This is a genomic window from Allobosea sp. 117 (assembly GCF_000702305.1).
Classification (GTDB): domain Bacteria; phylum Pseudomonadota; class Alphaproteobacteria; order Rhizobiales; family Xanthobacteraceae; genus Ancylobacter.
The window spans coordinates 132,857-158,652 of record NZ_JNLC01000013.1 but is presented as its reverse complement, the minus strand read 5'-3'; the positions used below and the strand labels follow the sequence as shown (position 1 = coordinate 158,652).

At 69.0% G+C, this 25,796-nt stretch carries 19 protein-coding genes; 8 read left to right on the top strand and 11 right to left on the bottom strand.

What is annotated here, in order from left to right; genetic code table 11:
• The first annotated feature begins 6 nt into the window (after positions 1–6).
• From U742_RS0111915 to U742_RS0111900, 4 genes are all read left to right on the top strand, one after another.
• On the top strand, positions 7–2,046 hold the full coding sequence (locus U742_RS0111915; RefSeq protein WP_029353273.1) for an oxidoreductase: 2,040 nt from the start codon (positions 7–9) through the stop codon (positions 2,044–2,046).
• Positions 2,047–2,205: 159 nt separating this feature from the next.
• Positions 2,206–4,137 (top strand): (Fe-S)-binding protein, encoded by a 1,932-nt coding sequence (locus tag U742_RS0111910; protein WP_029353271.1) that lies wholly within the window; start codon positions 2,206–2,208, stop codon positions 4,135–4,137.
• Positions 4,134–5,336 carry an electron transfer flavoprotein subunit alpha/FixB family protein gene (locus tag U742_RS0111905; RefSeq protein WP_029353269.1) on the top strand — a complete coding sequence of 401 codons (1,203 nt, stop codon included), beginning with the start codon at positions 4,134–4,136 and terminating at the stop codon, positions 5,334–5,336. The genes U742_RS0111910 and U742_RS0111905 overlap by 4 nt, the downstream gene beginning before the upstream one ends.
• Entirely contained in the window at positions 5,333–6,100 is a 768-nt protein-coding gene (locus tag U742_RS0111900; protein WP_029353268.1) for an adenine nucleotide alpha hydrolase family protein, read from the top strand. Before U742_RS0111905 ends, U742_RS0111900 begins: the two co-directional genes overlap by 4 nt.
• Before the next feature lie 88 nt (positions 6,101–6,188).
• Here U742_RS0111900 and betA read toward each other — a convergent pair whose 3' ends face one another.
• Both betA and betB read right to left on the bottom strand, forming a co-directional pair.
• Entirely contained in the window at positions 6,189–7,856 is a 1,668-nt protein-coding gene (gene betA, locus U742_RS0111895) for a choline dehydrogenase (protein ID WP_029353266.1), read from the bottom strand.
• Complete coding sequence (betB, locus tag U742_RS0111890) at positions 7,856–10,015, bottom strand: betaine-aldehyde dehydrogenase (RefSeq protein WP_038361359.1); 2,160 nt, start codon at positions 10,013–10,015, stop codon at positions 7,856–7,858. Before betB ends, betA begins: the two co-directional genes overlap by 1 nt.
• A 435-nt stretch (positions 10,016–10,450) precedes the next feature.
• Between betB and U742_RS0111885 the strand changes: the two genes are divergently transcribed.
• The 3 genes from U742_RS0111885 (at position 10,451) to choV (ending at position 13,594) form a co-directional block, all read left to right on the top strand.
• The gene (locus tag U742_RS0111885; protein ID WP_029353263.1) at positions 10,451–11,422 is read left to right on the top strand and encodes a choline ABC transporter substrate-binding protein; all 972 of its coding nucleotides are present in this window, start codon (positions 10,451–10,453) and stop codon (positions 11,420–11,422) included.
• Between the two features lie 123 nt (positions 11,423–11,545).
• Positions 11,546–12,397, top strand: a complete 852-nt coding sequence (gene choW, locus U742_RS0111880) for a choline ABC transporter permease subunit (RefSeq protein WP_029353262.1) — start codon at positions 11,546–11,548, stop codon at positions 12,395–12,397.
• Positions 12,398–12,400: 3 nt separating this feature from the next.
• Complete coding sequence (choV, locus tag U742_RS0111875; RefSeq protein ID WP_029353260.1) at positions 12,401–13,594, top strand: choline ABC transporter ATP-binding protein; 1,194 nt, start codon at positions 12,401–12,403, stop codon at positions 13,592–13,594.
• A 12-nt stretch (positions 13,595–13,606) separates the two neighbouring features.
• On the opposite strand, the gene U742_RS0111870 is transcribed toward choV, so the two are convergent.
• The gene (locus U742_RS0111870) at positions 13,607–13,903 is read right to left on the bottom strand and encodes a hypothetical protein (protein WP_156034209.1); all 297 of its coding nucleotides are present in this window, start codon (positions 13,901–13,903) and stop codon (positions 13,607–13,609) included.
• A gap of 1,081 nt (positions 13,904–14,984) precedes the next feature.
• A complete protein-coding gene (glmM, locus tag U742_RS0111865; RefSeq protein WP_029353257.1) occupies positions 14,985–16,328 on the bottom strand; it encodes a phosphoglucosamine mutase in 1,344 nt (447 codons plus the stop codon).
• A gap of 290 nt (positions 16,329–16,618) precedes the next feature.
• Between glmM and U742_RS0111860 the strand changes: the two genes are divergently transcribed.
• Entirely contained in the window at positions 16,619–17,761 is a 1,143-nt protein-coding gene (locus U742_RS0111860) for an ROK family protein (protein ID WP_029353255.1), read from the top strand.
• Between the two features lie 176 nt (positions 17,762–17,937).
• Here the strand turns inward: U742_RS0111860 and ftsH are convergent, their stop codons facing one another.
• The 7 genes from ftsH to tolR form a co-directional block, all read right to left on the bottom strand.
• On the bottom strand, positions 17,938–19,854 hold the full coding sequence (gene ftsH, locus U742_RS0111855) for an ATP-dependent zinc metalloprotease FtsH (protein ID WP_029353253.1): 1,917 nt from the start codon (positions 19,852–19,854) through the stop codon (positions 17,938–17,940).
• 79 nt (positions 19,855–19,933) lie between these two features.
• On the bottom strand, positions 19,934–21,067 hold the full coding sequence (gene tilS, locus U742_RS0111850) for a tRNA lysidine(34) synthetase TilS (RefSeq protein WP_081852965.1): 1,134 nt from the start codon (positions 21,065–21,067) through the stop codon (positions 19,934–19,936).
• Positions 21,054–22,076, bottom strand: a complete 1,023-nt coding sequence (gene ybgF / locus U742_RS0111845; RefSeq protein ID WP_029353249.1) for a tol-pal system protein YbgF — start codon at positions 22,074–22,076, stop codon at positions 21,054–21,056. The genes tilS and ybgF overlap by 14 nt, the downstream gene beginning before the upstream one ends.
• Positions 22,077–22,285: 209 nt before the next feature.
• Positions 22,286–22,780 carry a peptidoglycan-associated lipoprotein Pal gene (pal, locus tag U742_RS0111840; RefSeq protein WP_029353247.1) on the bottom strand — a complete coding sequence of 165 codons (495 nt, stop codon included), beginning with the start codon at positions 22,778–22,780 and terminating at the stop codon, positions 22,286–22,288.
• A gap of 162 nt (positions 22,781–22,942) precedes the next feature.
• Positions 22,943–24,325, bottom strand: coding sequence for a Tol-Pal system beta propeller repeat protein TolB (gene tolB / locus U742_RS0111835; protein ID WP_051661101.1), 1,383 nt, complete (start codon positions 24,323–24,325; stop codon positions 22,943–22,945).
• A 38-nt stretch (positions 24,326–24,363) separates the two neighbouring features.
• Positions 24,364–25,335 carry an energy transducer TonB gene (locus tag U742_RS0111830; protein WP_029353243.1) on the bottom strand — a complete coding sequence of 324 codons (972 nt, stop codon included), beginning with the start codon at positions 25,333–25,335 and terminating at the stop codon, positions 24,364–24,366.
• A 5-nt stretch (positions 25,336–25,340) separates the two neighbouring features.
• On the bottom strand, positions 25,341–25,793 hold the full coding sequence (gene tolR, locus U742_RS0111825) for a protein TolR (protein ID WP_029353241.1): 453 nt from the start codon (positions 25,791–25,793) through the stop codon (positions 25,341–25,343).
• Positions 25,794–25,796 lie beyond the last annotated feature (3 nt).

Sequence of the window (25,796 nt, the reverse complement as noted above, 5' to 3'; positions counted from 1 at the left end):
GCCGCTATGATCGCCAATGCCGATGCCCTTCTGAAGCCCCTGACCATCAAGGGCCTGACCATCCGCAACCGGGTGATGTCGACCTCGCATGCCCCCGGCTACGGCAAGGACGGCAAGCCTCAGGAACGCTACCAGCTCTATCACGAGGAAAAGGCCAAGGGCGGCATCGGTCTCACCATGTTCGGCGGCTCCTCCTCGGTCGCCATCGACAGCCCGGCCGCGCCCTGGGCACAGATCTCGGTCGCCGACGACAGCGTGATCCCGCATTTCCAGCGCTTCGCCGAGCGGGTGCATGCCCACGGCGCCAAGCTGATGATCCAGCTTACCCATATGGGCCGGCGCACCAAATGGGACACCGAGAACTGGTTCCCGACGCTGTCCTCCTCCGCGCGCCGCGAGCCGGCCTCGCGCACCATCCCGCGCGCCATGGACAAAAACGACATCCGCCGCGTGGTGAAGGCTTTCGCCGAGGCTGCCCGCCGCTGCAAGGAAGGCGGGCTCGACGGCTGCGAGATCTCCGCCGCGCACGGCCATCTGGTCGACCAGTTCTGGTCGCCGTCGGTGAACGAGCGCACGGATGAGTATGGCGGCAGCCTCGAGAACCGCATGCGCTTCGGCAAGGAGGTGCTGGAGGCGATGCGCGAGGCGGCCGGCGACGACTACGTCATCGGCATGCGCATGTCCGGCGACGAGATGATCGCCGACGGCCTCTCCCACGAGGACTGCGTCGCCATCGCCTCGGAATATGCCAGGGCCGGCCTCGTCGACTTCCTGAACGTCGTGGGCGGACAGGCCCGTGACGAGCTCTCCCACGCCATCTCGCTGCCGAACATGTCCTTCCCGGTGGCGCCGTTCCTGTTCCTGCCGAGCGCGATCAAGCGCGAGGTCGACGTGCCGATCTTCCACGCCCAGCGCGTGACCGACCTCGCCACCGGCGCCCGCGCGGTCGCCGAGGGCCATGTCGACATGATCGCCATGACCCGCGCCCATATCGCCGACCCGCATCTCGTGAAGAAGCTGACGGAGGGGCACGAGGACGACATCCGCCAATGCGTCGGTGCCGGCTACTGCATCGACCGCATCTATGTCGGCGGCGACGCGCTGTGCATCCAGAACGCCGCGACCGGGCGCGAAGCCACCATGCCGCATGTCATCCCCAAAGCGGAGACGACGCGCAAGGTGGTGGTGGTCGGCGCCGGCCCCGGCGGGCTGGAGGCGGCCCGCGTCTGCGCCGAGCGCGGGCATTCTGTCGTGCTGTTCGAGAAGGACGACAAGGCCGGCGGCCAGATCAACATCGCCGCCAAGGCGACCTGGCGCGAGGCGTTGTCCGGCATTCCGCGCTGGCTGTTCGCGCAGGTCCAGAAGAAGGGCGTCGACATAAGGCTCGGCACCGAGGCGACGCCCGACAAGGTGCTCGCCGAGAATCCGGACGTCGTCATCATGGCCACCGGCGGCCTGCCCAGTCTCGGCCATGCCAAGGGGCACGAGCACGCGGTTTCCACCTGGGACGTGCTCACCGGCAAGGTCGAGCCGACCGGCACCGTGCTTCTCTATGACGAGATCGGTGGCCACAACGCCGCCTCCACCGCCGAGGTGCTAGCCAAACGCGGCTGCCTCGTGGAGATGGCGACCCACGATCTGCAGGTCGCGCAGGAGGTCGGCACCACCAACAAGCCGATCCATCTGCGCGAGCTCTACAAGCTCGGCGTAGTGATGAGCCCGAACATGGAGCTCATCGAGATCTACCCCGAGGGCAACCGCCTCGTCGCCGCTCTGCGCAACACCATGACCGGCGCCGAGGAGGAGCGGGTGGTCGACCGGGTCGTCGTCGATTACGGCACGCTCCCCGTCGAGGGCCTGTTTGGCGAGCTGCGCGGGCGCTCGGTGAATGACGGCGAGACCGATCTCGAAGCTCTGGTCGCCGGCCGCCCACAGCGCTGGACGGGCGCCGACGGCTTCGCGCTCTACCGCGTCGGCGACGCATGGACCGGGCGGAACATCCACGCCGCGATCTATGACTCGCTACGGCTGTGCAAGGATCTGTGAGGCAGCTTCGGTTCGGTCAAACGCGCCGTCATCCTGAGGTGCGAACGAAGCGAGCCTCGAAGGATGTAGTGCTCCCGACGAGCATCCTTCGAGGCCGGCCCAAGGGCCGGCACCTCAGGATGACGCTGCATCGGTGAAGGGAAGGAAACGACAGGCCCAATGACGTCCTCGGCGCTCAGCCTCGCTTATGTCGTTCTCACCCTCGCGGTGATCGCCGCGGTGACGGCAGGACGGCGCGTGCGGCTGTGGCGCGTCGGGCGGCCAGCCGCGGTGAACTGGCTGCATGGCGTGATGGCGCTGCCCAAGCGCTATCTCGTCGACGTCCATCACGTCGTCGGCCGCGATCCTTTCGCCGCGCGGATGCACGCCTTCGTCGCCGGCGGCCTGCTGGGCGGCTCGGCGCTTGTCCTGCTCACGCTTGTCCCGGCCCTCGGCGGCTCGCGCCTCTATTGGGCGCTGATCGCCGTGCTCTTCGCCGCCATGCTGATCGGCGGCGCGATGGTCGGCCGGCGCCGTTATCCGCAGAAGCCGGCGCGGCTTTCCGGCGGGCGCTTCCAGGTCCTGCCGCTGCTGCTGATCGGCTACGCGACCGGCGCCTTCCTCGCCGCGCTCGATGCGGCGCTGGCCGGCACCGTCTGGCCGCTCGGCTGGCTGGGCTTGTGGCTGGCGGCGGCGGGCGGGCTCGGGCTCGTGCTTCAGCTCGACCGCGGGCCGATGCGCCACGCCTTCGCAGGCGCGCTGCATCTCGTCGCCCATCCGCGTGACGGGCGCTTCGAGGGTCGACGCGAGACGGCATTGCTGCCGATCGACCTCGACGCGCCCCGCCTCGGCACCGCCACGCCCGCCGATTTCGCCTGGAACCGGCTCGTCGGCTTCGACGCCTGCATCCAGTGCGGGCGCTGTGAGGTCGCCTGCCCGGCCTTCGCCGCCGGCCAGCCGTTGAACCCGAAGCGGCTGATCCAGGACCTGGCCGCCGCCATGGTCCCTGGCGGCACCAATGCGAACTATTCCGGCAGCCCCTATCCGAACGCCCGTCCGGTGGCCGGGCGCGGCGGGCCGGAGCAGCCGATCGTCGGCGCCGGGGCGATGATCCACCCGGACACGCTGTGGTCCTGCACCACCTGCCGCGCTTGCGTCGAGGAATGCCCGATGATGATCGAGCATGTCGACGCCATCGTCTCGCTGCGCCGCTTCCAGACGCTGGAGCTCGGTGCCGTGCCGGAAAAGGCGGCGGCCCCGCTCGCCGAGCTGCGCTATGCCGACGAGCCGCAGGGCCGCCCGCTCAAAGCCCGCACCGATTTCGCCGCCGGTCTCGACCTGCCGCTGATCGGCGCGAAGGGCAGTGCCGACATCCTGCTCTGGCTCGGCGAGGGCGCCTATGACCTGCGCTATGGCCGCAGCCTGCGTGCGCTGGTGCGGCTGCTGCATCTCGCCAAAGTCGATTTCGCCGTGCTCGGGGCGGAGGAGCGCGATTGCGGTGACGTGGCCCGCCGGCTCGGCGACGAGGCGACCTTCCAGCGCCTCGCGCGGGAGAATATCGCGACGCTGGCGACGCATTCCTTCCGCCGCATCCTTACCGCCGACCCGCACGCGCTGCATGTGCTGCGCAACGAATATCCGGCCTTCGGCGGCAGCTATGAGGTGATCCACCACGCCGCCTTCCTCGACGAGCTGGTGGCTGCCGGACGGCTCGATGTCGGCGCGCTCGGCATCGGCGTGACCTATCACGACCCCTGCTATCTCGGCCGCTACAATGGCGAGATCGACGCCCCGCGCCGCCTGCTCGACCGGCTGGGCCTGTCGCGCGTCGAGATGGAACGCTCCGGCAAGCGTTCCATGTGCTGCGGCGGCGGCGGTGGCGCGCCGCTGAGCGACATCGAGGGCGACCGGCGCATCCCGGACATCCGCATGGCGCAGGCGAGCGCGACCGGCGCCGGCATCGTCGCGGTGGCCTGCCCGCAATGCACTGCGATGCTGGAGGGCGTCACCGGCAACCGACCCGAAGTGCGCGACGTCGCCGAGCTGGTGCTCGACGCCGTCGAGGCTGCGCGAGTCAAGCCCGTCGCCCGTGGCGTGGAGACGGTGACATGAGCCGCATCCGTCGCGACCCGCGGGCCGAGCGCAGCGCCCATCGCGTTGCCGGCGAGGCGCGTCCTCGCTTCGATCTCGCCGCCTCGGCGTCGGCCGGCGGCCGCCTGCGCCGCGATCCGCGCGCCGAGCTGCGCCTGATGCTGGTCGGCGGCACCGCGCGGCTGCGGCTCGACCGCGCCCAGCGGCAGGCAGCTGTCGTCGCGCCCGAGTCCCGCCCCGCGCCGGTCGAGGCTGCGCCGAAACTGCGGATCATCGCCGAGCCGGCCTTCCTGGTTGCTGTGGTGCCGGACGCGCCGGGCGGAAGGCTGAGTCCGCAGGACCGCCAGCTTCTTGGCGCCGCCCGCATATTGGCGGATGCCGCCCGCGGCGCCGTGGTCGCGGTCGTTGCCGCGCCGATGGAAGACCTCGCCGCTGCCGGCGCGGACCGCGTTCTGTTGCTCGGCACGGACGAGGATTACGATCCCGCCCGCCGCGCAGGCGCCGTAGCCGCGACGCTGGAAGTGCTGGCCGTCCGCTACGCTTTGTTCCCGGAAAGCGCCGACGGCGGTGATCTCGCTCGCCGCGTCGCCGCGCGGCTCAGGGAACCACTCTTCACCGGCGCGGAGACGGTCACCGCGAAAGCCGTCTCCCGCGCGTCGGACGGTCGGCGGACCGAGCAGCGCATCGCGCCGCCACGGCTCATCAGCCTCTCGCCCGACAGCGTCGCCCCACACGGCGGCACGCTCCACGAGGCGCGGCTGATCGAGATGGAACCGGTGGCAGCACCGCCCTCGCCCGCCATCCTCGATGCCCGGATCATTCCGGCCGACCCTTCCGCCGTGCCGCTGTCCGAAGCCGATTTCGTCGTCTCGGCCGGCAACGGCGTCAGCGATTTCGAGGCGTTCCGCGCGCTCGCGGCCACGCTCAACGCAACACCCGGCGCCAGCCGCGTGGTCTGCGACGCCGGCCTCATGCCGCGCGCGGCACAGGTCGGCGCCTCCGGCACGGTTCTCGAGGCGAGCTGCTATTTCGCCCTCGGCATCGCCGGCGCGCCGCAGCATCTGCAGGGCGTGGCGAAGTGTGAACATGTGGTGGCGGTCAACACCGACCTGCACGCGGCGATGATCGAGCGCGCCGGTCTCGCCATCGTCGCCGACGCACAGAAGGTGATGCCGGCGATCCTCAAAGCGCTGAAGGCGGAGAAGGAGGGCAACCCGTGAAGGTCGTAGTCCTCGTCTCCGCCGGCCGCCATCCTGTCACCGGACGCGCCAGCCCCGTGCCCGTCGAATTGCAGGCGATCCGCCTCGCACGCCTGCTCGGCGCGGCGCCTTCCGGCCTGCATGCCGGGCCGAAGGCGGAAGCGGTGCGCGACACGCTCGGCCATGGCCTCGCTGGCCTCGCGCATCTGGCGATCCCGGATGGCGACGACCCTCTGCCAAGCCTCGTCGGCGCACTCACCGAGATGCAGCCGGACCTGATCCTCGCCGGGCGGGTGGGCTGCGGCGGCGAGGACAGCGGACAGCTCCCCTATCTCGTCGCGGATGCCCTCGGCCTGCCTATCCTCTCCGATGCCGCGCTGCTCGCGCCGGGCGAGGCGGCCGATACGCTCGTCGTCGACCAGGCGCTGCCGAAGGGCGTGCGCCGGCGGGTGACACTGCGCCTGCCGGCGATTCTCACCGTGCATCCCGCCGCACCGACGCCCCTACCCTTCGCCTTCGCGCAGGCCCGTTCGGGGCGGGTCGACACGCGCCCCGGCATCGCCGCTCCGCGGCCCGCCACGGATGCCGAGCAGCGTCCCTATCGCCCCCGCCCGAAGCTGATCGCCAAGGCCGCGGCCGGCGCCTCCGCCGCCGACCGGCTCAAGGCCGCGACGGAGACGGCGGCGGCGGGCGGCCGGCTGCTGGTCGACCCGCCCCCTGACGAGGCCGCGCGCGAAATCATCGCACATCTGCGCGAGATCGGCGTGCTGCGGGGTAACGGCTAACCGGTTTCCACCCAAACCAGCCATCCTTCGAGGCTCGGGCTCCGCCGAGCACCTCAGGATGACGGCGTTCCAGAGAAAAGCTGAGGCGTCACCGCTGCGCGCGCTGCCAGTCCGGCGCGACGTAATAGGGCGCGTTGGACGGCGCCAGCAGCGGCTTGCCGAGGATATGGTCGGCGGCCTTCTCGGCCAGCATGATGGTCGGCGCGTTGAGGTTGCCGGTGGTCACCGAGGGCATGATGGAGGAATCCACCACCCTTAGGCCCGACAGCCCGATCACCCGCGTCTCGCGGTCGACCACCGCCATCGGATCAGAGGCCGCGCCCATCTTGCAGGTGCAGGATGGGTGATAGGCGCTCTCCACTTTGTTCGCGATGAAGGCGTCGATCGCCTCGTCGCTCACGACATCCGCGCCCGGCTGGATCTCCCGCCCGCGATAGGGATCGAACGCCTTTTGCGCGAAGATCTCGCGGGTGAGCCGCACGCAGGCGCGCATCTCGGCCCGGTCGTCCTCGTGGCTCATATAGTTGAAGAAGATGCGCGGCTTCTCGTGCGGGTCGGCGGAGTTCAGCCGTACCCAGCCGCGGCTCTTCGAGCGCATCGGCCCGACATGCGCCTGGAAGCCGTGCTCGGAGGCGAGGCCCTGCCCGTCATAGGTCACGGCGAGCGGCAGGAAGTGATACTGGATGTCGGGATAAGGCACGCCCGGCCGCGAGCGGATGAAGCCGCAGGCTTCGAAATGGTTGGTCGCGCCGAGCCCGTCCTTCGCCAGCAGCCAGCGCAGCCCGATCATGCCGCGCGCGACGAGGCCCATTGACGAATAGAGCGTGATCGGCTCGCGACAGGCCATCTGGAAATAGAATTCCAGATGATCCTGCAGGTTCTCGCCCACTCCCGGCAGGTCGGCGATCACCTCGATGCCGTGCGCGGCGAGCTCTTCCGCCGGCCCGACGCCGGAGAGCTTGAGCAGTTGCGGCGAGTTGATCGGCCCGCCAGCGAGGATCACCTCGCGGCGCGCCCGCACCTCATGCGCCTGCCCGCCCCGCCCATAGGCGACGCCGACCGCGCGCCGCCCCTCGAACAGGATGCGGGTCACCCGCGCATGGGTCTCGACCGTCAGGTTCGGCCGTTTCATAGCCGGCTTCAGATAGGCGTTCGCTGCCGACCAGCGCACGCCGTCCTTCACCGTCATGTCCATCCGGCCGAAACCTTCCTGGGCATAGCCGTTGATGTCGTCGGTGGCCGGATAGCCGGCCTGCTTCGCCGCCTCGATAAAGGCCGTGTAGAGCGGGTTCTCCAGCTTGCCGTAGCGGGTGGCGAGCGGACCGTCGCCGCCGCGATAGGCGTCACCACCCTCCTGCCGGCTCTCCGCCCGGCGGAAATAGGGCAGCACGTCTGCATAGGACCACCCCTGTGCGCCCTCCTCCTCCCAGCGGTCGAAATCCGCCGGGTTGCCGCGCACATAGACGAGACCGTTGATGGAGGAGGAGCCGCCAAGAACCTTGCCGCGCGGGCAGTGGATGCGCCGGCCGCCGAGGCCCGGCTCCGGCTCGCTCTCATACATCCAGTTGTATTTCTTCATGTTCATCGGGATGGAGAGCGCGCTCGGCATCTGGATGAACACGGAGCGGTCGGACCCGCCATATTCCAGCACGAGCACGCGGTTCCGCCCGTCCGCCGACAGCCGATCGGCCAGCACGCAACCGGCCGAGCCGGCCCCGACGATGACGTAGTCGAACTCGGCCGTGCCGTTCTTCATCAGTAGGGCGCCTCGACGCGGCCGAGATTGACGTAGACGCTCTTGAGCTGCGTGTAGTGCTCGATCGCCGCCTTGCCGTTCTCGCGGCCAAGACCGGACTGCTTGAAGCCGCCGAAGGGCAACTCGATCGGCGTGATGTTGTAGTGGTTGATCCAGCAAGTGCCGGCCTGAAGCTGCGCGATGACGCGATGGCCGCGCGCCAGATCGCGCGTGAACACGCCCGCCGCCAATCCGAATACGGTGTCGTTGGCCCGCGCGATCACCTCGTCCTCGTCGTCGAAAGCGAGCACCGCCATCACCGGGCCGAAGATCTCCTCGCGCACGATGCTCATCTCGTCGGCGCAGCCCTCAAACACGGTCGGCGCGACGAAGCAGCCCTTGGCGAGCGCGCCGGCAGTCACCCGCTCGCCGCCGGCGAGGAGCTTGGCGCCCTCCGCGCGGCCCTTGGCGATATAGGAGAGCACCTTCTCCATATGCGGCCTGCTGATGAGCGCGCCGACCTGCGTCGCAGGGTCGAGCGGATCGCCCACCACCATCTTCTTCACACGCTCGGCCAGCTTGCCGAGGAACGCCTTGCGCACCGAGGAATGCACGAAGACGCGGGTGCCGTTCGAGCACACCTCGCCCGCCGAATAGAAATTGCCGAGCAGCGCGCCGGAGACCGCATCGTCGAGATCGGCGTCGTCGAACACGATCAGCGGGGATTTCCCGCCGAGCTCCAGCGTGACGTATTTCAGCGTGCCGGCGGCGTCCGCCATCACCTTCTTGCCGGTGCCGACCTCGCCGGTGAGCGAGACCTTGGCGATATCCGGGTGGCGGGTCAGCAGGCGCCCGGTATCCGCGAAGCCCTGCACCACGTTGAACACGCCGTCCGGCACGCCAGCCTCGGCCATGATCTCGGCGAGCTTGAGCGCGGTGAGCGGGGTGAGCTCGGCCGGCTTGAAGATCATCGCATTGCCGCAGGCGAGCGCGGGAGCGGATTTCCAGCAGGCGATCTGCAGCGGATAGTTCCAGGCGCCGATGCCGGCGACAATGCCGAGCGGCTCGCGCCGCGTATAGCCGAAGGCCGACGGGCCGAGGTCGATATGCTCGCCGGACAGGCTGCCGGCGAGGCCGGCATAATATTCGATGCAGTCGGCGCCGGAGAGCACGTCGACCGCAATGGTTTCCTGGATCGGCTTGCCGGTGTCGAGCGTCTCCAGCCGCGCCAGTTCCTCGTTGCGGGCACGCAAAAGGTCGGCGACGCGCTTGAGGATGCGCCCACGCTCGGCACCTAGCATCGCCGCCCAGAGCTTCTGACCCTTGCGTGCCGCGGCGACCGCCGCCTCGACCTCGGCCTCGCCGGCGATCTCGATGTTGGCCAGCACCTCGCCGGTCGCCGGATTGATGGTCTCGAAGGTTTCGCCGCCGGCCGACGGCAGGTAGCGCCCGCCGATATGGTTGCGGTGAAGCGGAACAGCGGCGCTCACGGCGGGCGCTCCCTTGGTTTCCAGGATCACGGGATTGGCGAGACGCGCGGTGGCGAGCTGCCCGTCGACGAAGGCGGTTGCGATCGAGCGGGCGCTGGCGGCGTCCGTCTCGCCGGTGGCGGAGAGCGTCGAGCGCAGCCACAGCCCGTCGATGACCGCGGCGATGGCGATGGCGAGCCGCCGCCCCTCGGCGGCGCCGACGATGGGGGTCAGGTCGTGGCGCAAATTGGAGAGCATGCGCGACTGGTAGACCTTCTGCACCCGGCGCAGCCGCTCGGAATGCAGCACCTGTCCCCAGAAGGCGAGCCAGACGCTGCAGGTCTGCTGGTCGAATTCCTCGGGCGCGAGGTTGGCGTCGATCACCGCCTGCACACGGGCCCGCGGCGAGCGCGCCTCGGCGAGGCGGGCCGCCGTGCCGCGCGCGATGCGGCCGGCGAGATGGCGCAGCGTCGCCTCGAGCAGGCCGTCCTTGTCGCCGAAATAATGGGCAACGAGGCCGGGCGAGACGCCGGCACGGCGCGCGATCTGGGCGAGGGTCGAGGCGTTGAAGCCGACCTCGGCGAGCGAATCGACGGTGGCCTCGATGAGCTGGCGACGGCGCACATCCTCCGGCTCGCGGCGGCGCACCTCCTCGTCGCGACGCCCCTCCTCGCGATCACCTGCCTGCCGGGCCTGCGCCTGTGCCGCCATGTCGCCCTCACCGGCTTGGAGATTAATTGAACGAACAAATAATACAGCGAAGGCCACCACCCGCAAAGAGGCAAAAATCGCGCAGGCCGAATCCGGAGGGCCGCTGCACGCCACATCGCCGCCCCTCTGATGCAATGCAGCAAAATCAATCATTCTCGGCGCATACATGGCTGAAAATTACGCGTGACAAATGCGAGAATCCAATATTGAATGACTGTTCAAAAGAGCCCGCAGACTTCGATGGAAGCCGCACGGGGCCATGATGCGGCGATCGGCGCTTCCGGCTAGAGTCGGCGGCGTGATCGCCGAGAGGGATCGGCAATGTCGGCGTCCGCACGGTCGACCGGCGGCCATCGGGGAGCGACGCCAAGCCGCGCCCGGATGCGCCTCCCGCGTTCATCGACGCGACGCGCCTAGATACGGGAACAGCGAACGATGCGCAGCTTGAAGTCTCTGGCGGGCGCCGCACTCGGTGCGGCACTCCTGATCGTCCCCTTCGCCTGGGACGCCGCCTCATCCACCGCTAGCGCGGCCGAGCCGGCGGCCTGCAAGACGGTGAAGTTCGCCGACGTCGGCTGGACCGACATCACCGCCACCACCGCCGTCGCCTCGGCGATCCTGGAAGCGCTCGGCTACACCCCGAAGACGCAGGTCCTGTCGGTGCCGGTCACCTACAAGTCAATGCAGACCAAGGACATCGACGTCTTCCTCGGCAACTGGATGCCGACCATGGAAGCCGACCTCAAGCCCTATCGCGAGGACAAGTCGGTCGAGGTGCTCGGCGCCAATCTCGAAGGCGCCAAATACACCCTCGCCGTGCCCACCTATCTCTATGACGAGGGCCTGAAGTCCTTCGCCGACATCGCCAAGTTCAAGGACAAGCTCGGCAACAAGATCTACGGCATCGAGCCGGGCAATGACGGCAACCGGCTGATCCTCGACATGATCAAGGACGACAAGTTCGGCCTCAAGGGCTTCGAGCTGGTCGAATCCTCCGAGCAGGGCATGCTCGCGCAGGTCGAGCGCGCCGCCCGCCGCAAGGAGCCGATCGTGTTCCTCGGCTGGGAGCCCCACCCGATGAACACCAAGTACAAGCTGTCCTACCTCTCCGGCGGCGACGACGTGTTCGGCCCCAACTATGGCGGCGCCACCGTCTACACCAACACCCGCGCCGGCTATGTCACCGAGTGCCCGAATGTCGGCGCCCTCATCAAGAACCTGAAGTTCTCGCTCGACACCGAGAACGTGGTGATGGGCTACATCCTGTTCGACGGCATGGAAGGCCCGAAGGCCGCCGCCAAATGGCTGAAGGCCAACCCCACCGTGTGGGAGCCCTGGCTGAAGGGCGTCACCACCATCGACGGCAAGCCGGCGGTCGACGCCGTGAAGAAGAGCGTCGGCCTCTGACGGCGGACTTCGGCCATCCGCACGGCGGATGGCCTCCTGACCTTGCAACCTGCCGATGGCCGGGCGACCGTCCGGCCACGATGTTCGATTTCGCCCTTTCATCGCCGTCCGGGGGAGCGCCCGATGTATGACTGGCTGACCGAGCACAAGATCCCGCTTGGGCTCTGGCTGAAGAACCTGGTCGACCTGCTGACCGAGCACGGGCAGAGCGTGTTCGACTTCATCTCGCTGGTCCTCGGCGGGCTGATCGCCGGCCTCACCGGCGCGCTGCTGCTGGTGCCGCCGCTGCTGCTGATCGCGATCTTCGCGCTCGGCGCCTGGTACATGCACCGCTCAATCGGGCTCGTCGTCTTCATCGTGGCGGCGCTGCTGCTGGTCACCAATCTCGGCTACTGGCAGGCGACCATCGAGACCCTCTCGCTGGTCATCTGCGCGACGCTGGTCTGCGTGGTCATCGGCGTGCCGATCGGCATCGCGGCGGCGCACCGGCCATGGCTCTACACCGCCATCCGGCCGATCCTCGACCTGATGCAGACGATTCCCACCTTCGTGTACCTCATCCCGACGCTGGTGCTGTTCGGCCTGGGCGCGGTGCCGGGGCTGATCTCCACCGTGATCTTCGCCATCCCTGCCCCGATCCGCCTCACTCATCTCGGCATCTCCTCGGTGCCGCCGAACCTGTTCGAGGCCGGCAAGGCGTTCGGCGCCACCAAGCGCCAGCTTCTGTTCAAGGTGGAGCTGCCCTATGCGCTGCCGACCATCATGGCCGGCATCACCCAGTGCATCATGCTCAGCCTCTCCATGGTGGTGATCGCCGCCCTCGTGGGCGCCGACGGCCTCGGCAAGCCGGTGGTGCGGGCGCTGAACTCGGTGAACATCGCCATGGGCTTCGAAGCGGGCCTCGCCATCGTCGTTCTCGCCATCGTGCTCGACCGCGTCTGCAAGCGGCCCGAGCGCCGGTCCAAGAAGGGGTGAGCCATGTCCGCCGTGGAGTTCCGCAACATCGACATCGTCTTCGGATCCGAGCAGAAGAAGGCGCTCGCCCTCATCGACCAGGGCAAGACCCGCGAGGAGATCCTGCGCGAGACCGGCGCCGTGCTGGGCGCGGCGGGGGTGAGCCTTGCCATCGAACGCGGGCAGATCTGCGTGCTGATGGGCCTGTCCGGCTCCGGCAAGTCGACGATCCTGCGCGCCATCAACCGGCTGAACGAGGTGGCGCGCGGCGAGGTCATCGTCGAGCACGAGGGCAAGGCGGTCGACGTCGCCCATTGCGACGAGGACACGCTGCGCGACATCCGCATGCACACCGTCTCCATGGTGTTCCAGCAGTTCGGCCTGCTGCCCTGGCGCACGGTGCGCGACAATGTCGGTTTCGGCCTCGAGCTGCGCGGCACGCCGACGGCGGAGAAGAACCGCATCGTCGACGAGAAGCTCGCCATGGTCGGCCTCACCAACTGGGCCGAGAAATACACCAACGAGCTCTCCGGCGGCATGCAGCAGCGCGTCGGCCTCGCCCGGGCCTTCGCCACCGACGCCGACATCCTCTTGATGGACGAGCCCTTCTCGGCGCTCGATCCGCTGATCCGCGACAAGCTGCAGGACGAACTGCTCGACCTGCAGAAGCGCATCCACAAGACCATCGTCTTCGTCAGCCACGACCTCGACGAGGCGCTCAAGCTCGGCAACACCATCGCCATCATGGAGGGCGGGCGCATCGTGCAGGCCGGCACGGCGGAGGACATCCTCTTGCGCCCCGCCAACGCCTATGTCGCCGAGTTCGTGAAGCACATGAACCCGCTCAACGTGCTGCGCGGCACCGCGGTGATGCGTCCGGCCGCAGCCCTGAAGCGTGACGGCGACGCTGTCGTGCTCGACAAGCACGGCCGGGTGAAGGTGAAGGTCGACGGTGAGGGCCGCCCCGTCGCGCTCGACCTCGACGGGCGCGAGGGCCTGCTCGCGGTGGCCGACGGCGATGTCGGCCGCATCGACGACAAGCTGGCGCAGGATTGCGACGCCATCGTCGCGCCGGTCGATCTGCGCCTGAAGGCGGCGATCGAGCTCAAGCGCCACACCGACCTGCCGATCCTCCTCGTCGACAATCTCGGCCGCCTCGCCGGGCTGTGCGACGACGACGAGATCTATCGCGGCCTGCTGCGCCGGCTGGACGGCTGATCCCGCACGACATCACGAGCCGGCCGGCACATAGAGGCAGATCGTCCCGGCCGCCGGGAAGCCGCCATAGGAACAGCGGTGCATGCCGCCGTCGCCGGACGGCTTGATGCGGCGGTCCGAATAGGGGATCAGCTCGCCGCTGTCGCGCACCTTGTAGCCGAGCCGCGTGGCCTCGATCTCGCCGGGCACGGTCGGCCGGCAGTCCTTGTTGTCGCAGCACGCGACCGCATAGCTCCAGCCGCTCGGCGCGTCGTGGCCGAAGGCCGGCACGGCGGCGAGCAGCAAAAGGCCGGGCGCCGGGCCAGACATCAGGCCAAATATCATGCGACGTACCAGGCCAATCACCAGCCGACGCGTCATGTCACGCTCCCGGCAGATCACGCTCCGGTAAGACAATGCCGCCGCAAGCTGGCGGTTCCATCGGAACCCCTCCCCCAGCACCAATCGCCCCGCGCCCTGACCGGGCCGGGGGTGTGGATGAGGCACCTTGCGTTCTCGCCCTGAAATGAAGGGCGCGCGGGGCACCGGGCCGGACCGCTCCGGCCGATCGCCTGCACCGGGTGATGAAAGGTGGTGCAGACTGGTCGTCAATCGTCCGATGCGCCGGTCTCCGGCGCCCCGCACGCGGCGTTTATAGGCTTGCTCCGCACGGCCCCCGGAGGACTGACCCTTGCTATCCTCCGCTGCGGGACGGAGCCGTTCGCCCGATGGCGGTCCTTGCGGACCACCTGTCGCAGCGACCAGCCTCCCGCCCAATCTGTGGCTCACGGTGGAGCGAGCCGGGAACGTACGGCTTGGGCCGCCTCATCGCGTGGTGCGTTACTCCGCACGAGGAGGCCACCGCACCCCGCCCCGCGCCATCGGCCGCTCCGGTTGCGCCCCTTCAGGAAGGACGAGGTGGGAGAAGGATGGCAGCGTCGCAGGCAAAGATCAAGGAAATAATTCCTATGATCGGAGTGCTCGGGCACTGCGTGGATGCCCGGATCACGTCCGGGCATGACGGCGTGCGGGGTGATAAGCGCGTGTGGAGAAGGACGGAATACCCCTGCCACCCCGCCCCTCGTCATCCTGAGGTGCTCGCGGCAGCGAGTCTCGAAGGACGCAGGCGGTGGATGCAGGGCACTGGCCTTTGGCTCGCGGCACCCGCCTGCGTGCTTCGAGGCCGGCCTGACGGCCGGCACCTCAGCATGACGAGGTCGCTCTGCCGCCACCCGCTCCGGGTCCACGCCTTCCTTCCCACCTGCACACCCGCGCGGATGCCCGGATCACGTCCGGGCATGACGGCGCGTGGGGAGCGACAGAAGTGACGAAGGACGGCGTGTGGGGAAGGAACAAAGGAAGCGCCGGAGGGGATTTAGGCACCCGCCGCGAAAGGGACCGACCGGTCCCCTCACGCCGCCGCCAGGCCGACCGCCTCGACGATGTCGTTGACCACCGACTCGACCAGCTCGCGGTCGTCGCCCTCGCCCATCACCCGGATCACCGGCTCGGTGCCGGAGGGGCGGATCAGCAGGCGGCCGTGATTGTTGAGCTTCTGCTCGCCAGCGGCGATGGCGCGGCGCACCTCGTCGTCCTCCAGCGGGCGGCCACTTCTGTAGCGCACGTTCTTGAGGATCTGCGGCAGCGGGTCGAAGCGATGGCACACCTCCGACACCGGCCGGGCCATGCGCTGCACCACCGCCAGCACCTGCAGCGCGGCGACGAGGCCGTCGCCGGTGGTGGAATAGTCGGAGAGAATGATGTGGCCGGACTGCTCGCCGCCGACATTGTAGCCGTGGGTGCGCATGTGCTCGAGCACGTAGCGGTCGCCGACCGGCGTGCGGGCGAGCGACAGGCCGAGCGCGGCGAGGTGGCGCTCCAGCCCGAGATTGGACATGACGGTCGCCACCACACCGTCGCGGGTGAGCCGTCCATCCTGCTTGAAGCTCTCGGCCACCACCGCCATGAGCTGGTCGCCGTCGACCAGATGGCCCTTCTCGTCGACGATCAGCACCCGGTCGGCGTCGCCGTCGAGCGCGATGCCGATATCGGCGCGCACCTCGCGCACCTTGGCCGCCAGCGCCTCCGGCGCGGTCGAGCCGACGTCGCGGTTGATGTTGAAGCCGTCCGGCGTGTCGCCGATGGTGACCACCTCGCAGCCGAGCTCCCACAGCGCTTCGGGCGCGACGCGATAGGCCGCGCCATTGGCGCAGTCCACCACCACGCGGATGCCGTCGAAGGACTGGTTGCGCGGCAGCGTGCGCTTGGCAAACTCGATGTAGCGCGCATGCACGCTCTCGATGCGCTTGGCGCGGCCGATGTCGGCCGGCTTGGCGAGGCGGCTCGAGAGGTCGCCGGACATCAGCGCCTCGATCTCGCTCTCGATGGCATCGGAGAGCTTGTAGCCGTCCGGCCCGAACAGCTTGATGCCGTTGTCGTCATAGGGGTTGTGCGAGGCGGAGATCATCACCCCGATGTCGCAGCGCATGGAATGGGTGAGCATGGCGACCGCCGGCGTCGGCATCGGGCCGAGCAGCAGCACGTCCATGCCGACCGAGGTGAAGCCGGCGACCAGCGCGTTCTCGATCATGTAGCCGGACAGGCGCGTGTCCTTGCCGATCACGACCCGGTGGCGGTACTCGCCGCGCTGGAAGACGAGCCCCGCCGCCATGCCGACGCGCAGCGCCAGCTCCGGCGTGATCACCCCGTTGGCACGGCCGCGAATGCCGTCCGTCCCGAAAAATTTCCGCGTCATGTCCAGGTCCGATTCGGTCGAATACCGCGCATGTTCTACGCGCATCCCGTGCATGGGAGTGTTCACATATCGTGAACGTACATTACCAGCACATTTGGCGAAAATTCGAACTGTCGGCGGCGAGGGTTAATCCCCCGCTTTTAGGGCCCTTTCCGATCAGGTGGAATCACCCGTTCGGAAAGGGCTCCATCTCCATAAGTTGGAGCCTTTTCCGCGACGGCGCCGCATGGCGGGGGAAACAATCGCCGCTCCCGCCCGTTGTCTCCTCCGATACCGCCGGGGGAGAACCCATGACGACGAAGACCCGCCCCACCGCTCCCGCCATCGCCGGGCACGGCGCCGCCCGCCTGCCGGCGGTGAGCGTCGACGGCTACAACAGCGAGCTGCGCGACGAGGACGGCTTCGTCGGCGACAAGGCGAAGCGCTCGGCCTTCTTCACCGCCTTCGAGGCCTGGCGCGACGTGATGGCCGAGGCGGGCGAGGACCCGTTCGGGGAGCAGGAGACGGCGGAGATCTCCAAGAAGGAGATCGACCGCACGCTCAAGAACGGCTCGCCGGCCGGGCAGGCTCTGGTGATGAGCGCGACGGAGGACTATGCGCAGGCGCTGGCCGCCGTCATCCGCCGGCTGCTGCGCACCAAGGAATGGAAGGACACGGAGCGCATCGCCATCGGCGGGGGCTTGCGCGCCTCCCGCTTCGCCGAGATCGCCGTCGCCCGCACCGAGCTGCTGCTGCGCGAGGCGGACAACCCGGTCGAGCTGCGCCCGATCCGCCACGATCCGGACGAGGCCGGCATCGTCGGCACCATCCATCTGGCGCCGAGCTGGATGTTCAAGGGCCACGACAGCATCCTCGGCGTCGACATCGGCGGCAGCAACATCCGCGCCGGCCTCGTCGAGCTGAACCTCAAGAAGAACCCGGACCTCTCCAGCGCGGCGGTGAAGGCCAGCGAGGTCTGGCGCCATGCCGACGAGGAGAAGCTCGATCGCGACGCCGCGGTCGCGCGGCTCGTCGAGATGCTCAAGGAGCTGGTCGGCTACGCCCGCAAGCGCGAGCTGCGCCTCGCCCCCTTCATCGGCATCGGCTGCCCCGGCTTCATCACCCCCGAAGGCACCATCGAGGCCGGCGCGCAGAACCTGCCGGGCAACTGGGAGAGCCGCCGCTTCAACCTGCCCGAGGCGCTGCGCGAGGCGATCCCGGCCATCGGCGACGAGGAGACGCTGGCGCTGATGCACAACGACGCCGTGGTGCAGGGCCTCAGCGAGGTGCCCTTCATGCAGGATGTCGAGCGCTGGGGCGTGCTGACCATCGGCACCGGCCTCGGCAATGCGCGCTTCACCAATCGCGAGCGGCCGAAGGAGCGCGGTAAGGACGACGCGAAGAAGGACGACGGGAAGAAGGGCGAGGAGCGCAAGGAGAGGGCGAAGGGCTAAGTCCGCCCATCATCCGCCGTCATCCCGGCCGGAGGCGAAGCCGGAGAGCCGGGATCGCTCTCCGGTTCGGCACGCGATCCCGGATCGGCCTGCGGCCGTCCGGGATGACGGAATGCAAGCCCCCCAAACGAAAACGCCCGCCTTGCGGCGGGCGTCTCGTCACGGTGAGGGGGGCCTCACGCCTGCGGCTGCGGCTCCATGCCGGTGTCGGGGCGCGGGCGGTTCTTGCCGGCGGTCGGCACTACCGAGCCGCGCACATTGGCGGGCTCGATCGTGGTGTCGCGCACCGGAGCGTTGCCGTCCAGCAGGCCGATGATCTCGTCGCCGGACAGCGTCTCATATTCGAGCAGGCCACGCGCCAGCGCCTCGAGCTGGTCCTTGTTCTCGGTCAGGATGCGCGTCGCCTCGGCATAGCCGTCATCGACCAGACGGCGCACTTCGCTGTCGATGGTCTGCGCGGTGGCTTCCGAGACGTTCTGCTGGCGCTGCATCGACATGCCGAGGAACACCTCGTCATTGTTCTCGCCATAGGCGACCTGGCCGAGCTTGTCGGAGAAGCCCCAGCGCGTGACCATCATGCGGGCGAGGCGGGTGGCCTGCTCGATGTCGGAAGCGGCGCCGGAGGTCACCTTGTCGTGGCCGAAGATCAGCTCCTCAGCCACGCGCCCGCCCATCATGATGGCGAGCCGCGAGGTCATCTGCTCGTAGGACATGGAGAGCTTGTCCCGCTCGGGAAGCTGCATGACCATGCCGAGCGCGCGTCCGCGCGGGATGATGGTCGCCTTGTGCACCGGATCGGTGGCCGGCACCTTCAGCGCGACGATGGCGTGGCCACCCTCGTGATAGGCGGTGAGCAGCTTCTCGTCCTCGGTCATGACCAGCGAGCGGCGCTCGGCGCCCATCATCACCTTGTCCTTGGCGTCCTCGAACTCGCTCATGGTGACCATGCGCTTGTTGCGCCGGGCCGCCATCAGCGCCGCCTCGTTGCAGAGGTTGGCGAGGTCCGCGCCGGAGAAGCCGGGGGTGCCGCGGGCGATCACCTTGAGGTTCACGTCCGGCGCCACCGGGATCTTGCGGGCATGAACTTTCAGGATCTGCTCGCGGCCGACCACGTCCGGATTCGGAACGATGACCTGGCGGTCGAAGCGGCCGGGACGCAGCAGCGCCGGGTCGAGCACGTCCGGGCGGTTGGTCGCGGCGATGAGGATGATGCCCTCATTCGCCTCGAAGCCGTCCATCTCGACGAGGAGCTGGTTCAGCGTCTGCTCGCGCTCGTCATTGCCGCCACCGAGGCCGGCGCCGCGATGGCGGCCGACCGCGTCGATCTCGTCGATGAAGATGATGCACGGCGCGTTCTTCTTCGCCTGCTCGAACATGTCGCGCACGCGGGACGCGCCGACGCCGACGAACATCTCGACGAAGTCCGAGCCGGAGATGGTGAAGAACGGCACGTTCGCCTCGCCGGCGATGGCGCGGGCGAGCAGCGTCTTGCCGGTGCCGGGCGGGCCGACGAGGAGCACGCCGCGCGGGATGCGCCCGCCGAGCCGCTGGAACTTCTGCGGATCACGCAGGAACTCCACGATCTCGGTGAGGTCGCTCTTGGCCTCGTCGATGCCGGCGACGTCCTCGAAGGTGACGCGCCCATGCGCCTCGGTCAGCAGCTTGGCGCGGCTCTTGCCGAAGCCCATCGCCTTGCCGCCGGCGCCCTGCATCTGGCGGGACAGGAAGATCCACACGCCGATCAGCGCGATGAAGGGCAGCCAGTTGATCAGCAGGCTGACGAACCACGGGACGTTGTCCTGCAGCGGCTTCGCGGTGATCGAGACGCCCTTGCCATAGAGGCGCTGCACCAGCGAGGGATCGTTCGGCGCATAGGTCTGGAAGGTGCGCCCATCCGTGAAGGTGCCGGAAATCTCCGGGCCCTGGATCAGCACGTCGCGCACGCGGCCCTGATCGACCTCGTTCAGCAGCTGCGAGAAGCTGACGTCATTGCTTGCCTGCCGCTGGCCCGGATTCTGGAACAGCGAGAACAGCGCCAACAGCAAGAGAACGATGATCACCCAGAGGGCGAAATTCCGGATATTGGCGTTCATCATTGTCCTTTCGGCGTCGGAATTCTGCTCCCGACGCGGTGCCGCCGGCGCTGACGGCCACCTGTTTTCCCACCGTAATTTAGGTCCCGCCTTGATCCTTGCCAAGATGCCGCAATGTCCGCGGCGCCCCGGCGGTGCGCAATTTCGCGTCAGCATGAACGAAAGATGCGCTGGCCGGCGCCCGCCGGGCCGGCGCCGGGCCAACGGTCAACGCCTTCGGCCCGAGCCGGACCACAGCGCCGGCAAGGGTCCGCGCGGGGGCTCGGGAGGCCGCCGCACCGCCTGCGGCATGCTCCTCGGCGATCCAGCGGTGCAGCGCCTCCAGCTTGCCGAGCTCGACCGGCCCTTCCCTGCCGACCCGGTCGATCGCCCGGCCGAGCAGGCGCAGCGCGATCTCGGCCGGCAGCTCCGCGAAGGCCGCGCGCGGCAGCCGAAAGACCGGCCCCTCCGCCAGCAGCCGCGCGGCGGCGGCATCGGTCGCCGCCTCCAGCGCCGCGTCGGCGCGCGCCATGCGCTCGGCGAGCCGCGCGAATCCGTCCGCGTCGAGCCCGGCGGCGGCGAGCGCCGGCAGCAGCGAGGCACGCAGCCGCACCCGGGCGAAGCGTTCGTCGCGGTTCGAGGGGTCCTCGGCGAAGGCGATGCCGGCCGCCCGGCAGGTGGCGGTCAGCTCGGCCTTGCCGATGCCGAGCAGCGGGCGCAGCAGCGTCAGCCCGTCGAGCGGCCGGGCGGCCGGAATGCCGGCGAGCCCGGCGAGGCCGGAGCCACGCAGCAGGCGGAACAGCACCGTCTCGGCCTGGTCGTCGGCGGTGTGGGCGGTGGCGATCGCGCTGGCGCCGACCGTGTGGGCATGGTCCGCCAGCAAGGCATAGCGCGCGTCCCGCGCCGCCTCCTGAAGCCCGCTCATAGGCTTCTCGCCCTCCCAGTCCAGGATGGCGTGCGGCATGCCGAGCCGGGCCGCGAGGGTGCCGACCGCCTCGGCTTCCGCCCGCGCCCCGGCGCGCAGGCCATGGTCGACGGTCGCGACGTAAAGAGCCGGGCCATCCGCCCGTGCGGTGCGCCAGCGCGCGGCGAGGAGAAGGAGAGCGGTGGAATCCGGCCCGCCCGAGACGGCGAGCAGCACGCCCGCATGGTCCTCGAACGGACGGAACAGCGCGTCGAGCCGCGCCGCCTCGACGGCCGCGGCGGCGGCGGGAGCTGCCTCAGCAGCGCACACGCTTCTGTTCCCGCTCGACGCCCTGCCGGACGGTGGCGGAGGCGCGCGGATATTTATTGCCGATCGCGTTGAAGGTGGCGCAGGCCGCGTCCTTCTCGCCGATGGCGGCTAGCGACTGGCCGAGCCGCAGCAGCGCGTCCGGCGCCTTCACCGCGTTGGGATAGTCGGTCGACACCTTCAGGAAGCTCTGCGCCGCCTCTTTGTAGAGCTGGCGCTGATAGTTGGATTCGCCGAGCCAGTAATAGGCGTCGGGCGCCGCCCGATCGGTCGGGTACTGCTGCACGAAGGTCTCGAACTCGCGGGTCGCCTGCACGTAGTCCTGCCGCAGCACATAGCCATAAGCGAGGTCGTACATGTCCTTCGGGCTGTTCGACGGCGGCAGGGTGGCGACCTGCGTGCCGCCGGAGGGCGCGCCGGCCGGCGCACCGCTGCCGAGGTCCATCGGCGCGCCCGGCGCGCCGGCATTGACCGGCTCGGACGGCGGCGTGGTGCCGAGCGGGCGCGGCGCCCCGGGGGCGGCCGGCTGCGCGTTCGGGTCGAAGGCGTCGGAGCGCTTGGCCGGCGCGGGACCGCCCGGCGCGACGGGCGGCGCCATGATCGAGGGCGTGCCGCCCGATGGCGCCGGCGCGGGATTGGCGCGCGGTGCCGGCGAGGCGCCGCCCCCTGCCCCGCCCATGCGGTAGTCGAATTCCTCCTGGAAGCGCTTGACCTGCTGTTCGAGCTGCTGGTTGCGGTACTGGAGCTGTTCGAGCTGGCCGGTCATCTGCCTGAGCTGGTTCTCCAGCCGGTCGATGCGGGTGGTGAGCTCGCCCGGATCCTCGCCGCCGACGGCCGGCGAGGCGGCCTGGCCGCCGCCGACCTGGCCCGGCGGCTTGAACAGGTTGCCGAAGAAGTTGGGGTTGCCCTGGGCCGTCGCGAGGGACGGCGCGAGGGTGCCGAGGCCGATGGCAAGGGCCAGAAGGGGGGCCCCCAGCAGGGAGGCGCCGGAGCGCGGAACGCGGACGGTCATGAGCGACTAAGGGGTTTGAACGGCCAGTGTCTTTTGGCGGAGGCCGCGCGGCGATTCACTGCCCCAGCGACAGGCCCGAGCATACCGGACGGATCGCGTCCAAAGTGTGGCTTCGGACCTGTCCGATCGACGCGGAGCCGGCGCGAAAACGACGAAGCCGGCACGCCCTGTCGAGCGCGCCGGCTGCGGTCGGTCCGGTCCGGTCAGGCTTACGAGCCGGCGCCGTTGAGCACGGTGACCGCGCGGCGGTTCTGCGACCAGCAGGAGATGTCGTTGCACACCGCCACCGGGCGCTCCTTGCCGTAGGAGATGGTGCGCATCCGGTTGCCGTCGATGCCGCGCGAGACCAGGTAGTCGCGCACGCTCTGGGCGCGGCGGGCGCCGAGCGCGATGTTGTATTCGCGGGTGCCGCGCTCATCCGCGTGGCCTTCGATGGTGAAGGTGTAGCGGTTGTACTGGGTGAGCCACTGCGCCTGCTTGTCGAGCGTGGCGCGGGCGTCGCCCGAAAGGTCGCTCTGGTCGCTCTCGAAGAACACGCGGTCGCCGACCGAGACCACGAACTCCTGCGCGCTGCCGGGAGGAGCCGAGCCGAGCGCCTTGCCCGCGCCGTCCATGGGGTTCTTGGCGCAGGCCGCGGCGAGCATCGCCACACCGATGATGGTGGCGGCGCGCAGGCCACCCACGAGGCTCAGCATACGGATCATGCCGGTTGACTCCTATTCCTGGACCGGATGTCCCGGTCTAGCAGTTCGTTGGTTAATTGAAGGTTCCGTCAACCTTGACGGAATCTTACGACAGTACGTAAAGATTCACTGTATTGGGGAAATCATTCGTTATGGTTTCCGAATGCTTAAAGACCACTCCGCTCAGGAACGCAACGGCGACCAGGCCGGATCCGACGCATAGCTGGGCGTCGGTACGCGCTGCTCGTTGTAGCCGGTGACGTCCACCGTATAGAGTTGCGGGCCGCCGGCGCCGCCGGAATCGCGGAAGAACATGATCACGCGCCCGTTCGGCGCGAAGGTCGGACCCTCATTGTGGTAGCCCTCGGTGAGGATGCGCTCGCCCGAGCCGTCGGTGCGCATGATGCCGATGGCGAACCGCCCCTGCGCCTGCTTGGTGAAGGCGATGACATCGCCGCGCGGCGACCACACCGGCGTCGAATAGCGCCCGTCACCGAAGGAGATGCGGGTCGGCGAGGAGCCGTCGGCGCCCATCAGATAAATCTGCGAGGTGCCGCCGCGGTCGCTCTCGAACACGATGCGCGCGCCGTCCGGCGAATAGCAGGGCGCGGTGTCGATCGCCGCCGTGTCAGTGAGCCGCGTCGTCGCCTTGGACCTCAGGTCCATGACGAAGATGTTCGAGTTGCCGCCCTGCTGCAGGGAGAGGATCACCTTCTGCCCGTCCGGAGCGAAGCGCGGCGAGAAGCTCATGTTCGGGAAGTTGCCGACCACCTCGCGCTGCCCGGTCTCGATGTTGAGCAGATAGACCCGCGGCTCGCCCTTGCCGTAGGACATGTAGGTGATTTCCTGGCTGGTCGGCGAGAAGCGCGGGGTCAGCACCAGGTCGTCGCCGCGCGTCAGATAGGTCACGTTGGCGCCGTCCTGGTCCATGATGGCGAGGCGCTTCACGCGCTTCTCCTTGGAGCCGGACTCGTCGACGAACACGATGCGCGTATCGAAATAGCCCTTCTCGCCGGTGAGGCGCTCATAGATCGCGTCGGCGATGATATGGGCGACGCGGCGCCAGTTCTCCGGCTGGGTGAAATATTGCTGGCCGATGAGCTGCTGGCCGGCGAACACGTCCCAGAGGCGGAACTCGGCCTTCACCCGCCCGTCCGGCTGGCGGGTCATGCGGCCAGTGACCAGCGCCTGCGAATTGATCACCCGCCAGTCCTGGAAGCGCGGCGAGGCATCCGGGTTGGTGATCTTCTCGACGAAGGCGGCCGGGTCGATCGGCGCGAACAGGCCAGAGCGGCGCAGGTCGGCCGAGATGATCTGGGTCACGCCCTTGCCGGCCTGCGCATCCTGCTCGCTGCCGCCGCCGACGAAGTCGGTGATGGCGATCGGGAGCGGCTGCACCGTGCCCTGGGTGACGTCGAGCTTCAGCACCGCGTTGGCGGCGCGAGTGCCGATCAGCGAGGCGCCAGCCAGCGCGCCGGCTCCGGCCAGCACCGTGCGGCGGCTCAGCGGGGCGCCCAACGCGCGGATCGGGAGGCTCGGGAGGCTGGGCCGGAAAAGGTCACTCATGTCCAATATCTCGAAGGGCAATCGTCACTGACGGAAACTCAGCCGCGCACCAGCTCGCGCGGATCGAAGGTGATCTCGATGTCCTTCCACGCGTCGTATTTCGACGGGGAGAGCATGTTGAAGGGCTGACCGCGGAACACCGCGCGCACCGCGCTCTCGCGCGCGCTCATGAAGAACGGGCTGGAGCCGGAGGTCATCACCTGCGGCGGCCCGGCAAGCGTGCCGTCGATGTTCAGCCGGATGCGCACGGTGACGATCAGCTCCTGCGGATTGGCGGCGCCTGCCGGGGGGTTCCACAGCGACATCAGCCGCGCGCGCAGCGCGTCGATCTCGGTCTGCGACAGCATCGCCGAGGTGCCGCGCGCCGCGCCGAGCGAGGCGGTGTTGTTGATGGTGTCGCCGATCGCCGCCTGACGCTGCGGCGTGCGCTTGTCGAGCAGCGCCGCGATCTCGTTCGGCTTGAATTCGCGCTGCTGGTCGCTCGGCGGCGCCTGCACCACCGGCTTGGGCGGCGGCGGCTTCTTCGGCGGCATCGGGGGCGGCGGCGGAAGCTGGGCCATCTGCTCGGGCTTCGGCTCTTCCTTCTTCGGCTCCGGCGGCTTCGACTTCAGCGCCTCGGCGTCGGTCGGGGCCGGATCGGCCTTGGCCTGCGGCGGCTTCGGCGCAGCCTCGGGCTTCGGCTCCGGCGGCTTCACCTCCGGCGGCGGCGGGGGCGGAGGCGGCGGCTCGTTGGCGGCCTTGATCTTGGGCTTCTCGGTGATCTTGTCGTCCAGATTATCGACCGGCTTCGGCTCCGGCGCGACCTTCTCCACCACCGGCTTCGGCTTCTCGGCCTTCGCCGCGTCCTTCTTGCCCGCCATCATCTGCGACAGCTCGGCGTCGGAGATGATGTCGATCGGCATCGATTCGGTCAGCGTCGGATCGAAGGGCTTCGCCGAGGAGAAGCTCACCAGCATGAAGCCGAGCACTCCGGCGTGCAGCGCGGTGGAGGAGATGAGGCCGGCGCGCATTCCGCTCAGCTCCCCTGCTCGACTTCGGAGACCAGCGCGACGCGCTTGAAGCCGGCGCCCGACAGGCGGCCCATGACCTTCATCACCGTGCCGTAGTCGACCGTGCGGTCGCCGCGCACGAAGATGCGCTCCTCATAGCCGGCCTTGGCGATGGCCTGCAGCTTGGGCACCAGCTCCTCCACCGGAATCTCGGCGTCCTGCAGATAGACCTGGCCCTTGTTGTTGATCGAGATGACCAGCGGCTCGCGGTCCTGCTCCACCGCCTTGGCGTCGGTCTGCGGCAGGTCGAGCGGCACGCCAACGGTGAGCAGCGGCGCCGCCACCATGAAGATGATGAGCAGCACCAGCATCACGTCGACCATCGGCGTGACGTTGATCTCGGACATGACGGCCGCGCCGCCGCGACGGCGCGAGCGCCGCGACTGCCAACCGCCTCCTCCTGCGCCGGACATGCCCATCGT